The organism is Clostridium rectalis, from assembly GCF_900626095.1.
Classification (GTDB): Bacteria; Bacillota; Clostridia; order Clostridiales; family Clostridiaceae; genus Clostridium_AS; species Clostridium_AS rectalis.
The window spans coordinates 1-2,960 of sequence record NZ_UYZZ01000021.1 but is presented as its reverse complement, the minus strand read 5'-3'; the positions used below and the strand labels follow the sequence as shown (position 1 = coordinate 2,960).

The following is a 2,960-nucleotide window of genomic DNA, read 5'->3' as shown; positions in this document are numbered from 1 at the left end:
AGGAGGTAAGAGTAAATGAATTTTGCATTAACTAGAGAACAAGAATTTGTAAAACAAATGGTAAAAGAATTTGCTGAAAATGAAGTAAAGCCAATAGCAGCAGAAATTGATGAAACTGAAAGATTCCCTATGGAAAATGTTCAAAAGATGGCTAAGCTAGGAATGATGGGAATTCCATTTCCTAAAGAGTATGGTGGAGCAGGTGGAGATGTATTATCATACATTTTAGCTGTAGAAGAATTATCAAAAGTTTGCGGTACAACAGGAGTAATCCTATCAGCTCATACTTCATTATGTGCTTCATTAATATATGAACATGGAACAGAAGAGCAGAAGCAGAAATATTTAATACCACTTGCAAAAGGTGAAAAAATAGGTGCATTTGGATTAACTGAACCAAACGCAGGTACAGATGCTGCAGGACAGCAAAGTATAGCTGTGGATATGGGAGAATACTATCTATTAAATGGATCAAAGATATTTATAACAAATGGAGGAGCTGCAGATACTTTTGTAGTTTTTGCTATGACAGATAGAAGCAAAGGAACAAAAGGAATATCAGCATTTATATTAGAAAAAGAAATGGAAGGATTCTCAATTGGAAAAGTTGAGGATAAATTAGGAATAAGAGCATCATCAACAACAGAACTTATATTTGAAGATGTTAAAGTTCCAAAGGAAAACCTAATAGGAAAAGAAGGAAAAGGCTTTGGTATAGCAATGAAAACTCTTGATGGAGGAAGAATTGGTATAGCAGCTCAGGCATTAGGAATAGCCGAAGGCGCACTGGAAGAAGCTAAAAATTATATGAAAGAAAGAAAGCAGTTTGGAAGACAGTTATTCAAATTCCAGGGATTAGCTTGGATGATGGCAGATATGGATGTGGCTATAGAAACAGCAAGGCATCTAGTATATAAAGCTGCTTGGAAGAAACAAAATAAAATGCCTTATACTGTAGATGCTGCAAGAGCAAAATTACATGCAGCAAATGTTGCTATGGATGTAACAACAAAAGCAGTACAGTTATTTGGTGGATATGGATACACTAAGGATTATCCAGTAGAAAGAATGATGAGAGACGCTAAGATTACTGAAATATACGAAGGAACTTCACAAGTTCAGCAGATGGTTATTTCAGGAAACTTATTTAGATAATAAGGAGGTTTCAGGTAAATGAATATAGTTGTTTGTTTAAAACAAGTTCCAGATACTAACGAAGTTAGAATAGATCCAGTTACAGGAACTCTAATAAGAGAAGGTGTTCCTTCAATAATTAATCCAGATGATAAAAACGCTTTAGAAGAAGCTTTAAGATTAAAAGATGAATGTGGGGCAAAGGTTACAGTGGTATCAATGGGACCTCCACAGGCAGAAGTTGCATTAAGAGAATCATTAGCAATGGGAGCAGATGAAGCTATATTAATATCAGACAGAGCATTTGCAGGAGCTGATACATTAGCAACATCAAGAGCATTAGCAGCAGCGATAGAAAAGTTAGAGTATGACATAGTATTTGCAGGAAGACAGGCTATAGATGGAGATACAGCTCAAGTTGGACCAGAAATAGCGGAACATTTAAACCTTCCACAGGTAACTTATGTTGAAAGTTTAGATGTTGAGGGAGACCATGTAAAGGTTAAGAGAGCGTGGGAAGATGGATACGAAGTATCAAAGGTTAAAATGCCAGTTCTTTTAACAGCTATAAAAGAATTAAATGAGCCAAGATACATGAACGTTTCAAATATATTTGGAGCATTTGATAAAGAAGTAAAAGTTTGGAGTGCAGACTTTTTAGGAGTGGACAAATCCCTTCTTGGATTATCAGGATCTCCAACAAAAGTTAAGAGATCAACAACAAAAGAAGCTAAGGGAAAAGGCGAGGTTATAAACAAGCCTGCAAAAGAAGCAGCAGAATATGCGGTTTCAAAATTAAAGGAAAAACACTATATCTAATATAGGAGGGATTTTAAAATGAATATAGCAGATTACAAAGGAGTATGGGTATTTGCTGAGCAAAGAGATGGCGAGCTTCAGAAAGTTTCATTAGAACTTTTAGGAAAAGGTAGAGAAATAGCTGATAAAATCGGAGTGGAATTAACAGCTGTTTTACTTGGAGATGAAATAGATAATATAGCTACAGAATTAGTAGCATATGGTGCAGATAATGTTATATGTGCACATAGTCCATTATTAAAGCACTATACAACTGATGGATATGCAAAGGTTATATGTGAATTAGCTGATGAGAAAAAACCAGAAATAATCTTAGTTGGAGCAAGTTTTATAGGAAGAGATTTAGGTCCAAGAGTTGCAGCAAGATTAAATACTGGACTTACAGCAGATTGTACATCACTTGATGTAGAAGAAGGAACTAATCATCTTCTAATGACAAGACCAGCATTTGGTGGTAACCTAATGGCTACAATTATGTGTACAGAAAATAGACCACAGATGTCAACAGTAAGACCAGGTGTATTTGAAAAGTTACACAAAGATGAAGCTAAAAAAGGTGAAATCATAAAGGTAGAAGCTAATGTATCAGAAGATGACATTAGAACAAAGGTTGAAGAAGTAGTTAAACTAGCTAAAGAAGTAGCAGATATCGGAGAAGCAGAAGTATTAGTAGCTGGTGGTAGAGGAATTGGTGATAAAGAAAACTTTGAATTATTAAAAGAATTAGCTGATTTACTTGATGGAAGCGTAGCAGGATCAAGAGCAGCTATAGATAATGCTTGGTTAGATAAAGCTTTACAGGTAGGACAAACAGGAAAAACAGTAAGACCAAAACTTTATATAGCAGTTGGTATTTCAGGAGCTATTCAGCATTTGGCTGGTATGCAGGATTCTGATTACATAGTAGCTGTAAATAAAGATGAAAGTGCTCCAATCATGCAGATTGCTGATTTAGGAATAGTAGGGGATTACAAAAAAGTTATTCCTGAAATCATAGCTCAGATAAA

At 35.2% G+C, this 2,960-nt stretch carries 3 protein-coding genes; all 3 read left to right on the top strand.

Annotation, left to right across the window (positions count from 1 at the left end; translation table 11 throughout):
* Positions 1–15 precede the first annotated feature (15 nt).
* Positions 16–1,155 carry an acyl-CoA dehydrogenase gene (locus tag EJL03_RS15755; RefSeq protein ID WP_125154914.1) on the top strand — a complete coding sequence of 380 codons (1,140 nt, stop codon included), beginning with the start codon at positions 16–18 and terminating at the stop codon, positions 1,153–1,155.
* An 18-nt stretch (positions 1,156–1,173) separates the two neighbouring features.
* On the top strand, positions 1,174–1,953 hold the full coding sequence (locus EJL03_RS15750; protein WP_125154913.1) for an electron transfer flavoprotein subunit beta/FixA family protein: 780 nt from the start codon (positions 1,174–1,176) through the stop codon (positions 1,951–1,953).
* An 18-nt stretch (positions 1,954–1,971) separates the two neighbouring features.
* A partial coding sequence (locus EJL03_RS15745; RefSeq protein ID WP_164509125.1) for an electron transfer flavoprotein subunit alpha/FixB family protein occupies positions 1,972–2,960 on the top strand: 989 nt, incomplete at its 3' end.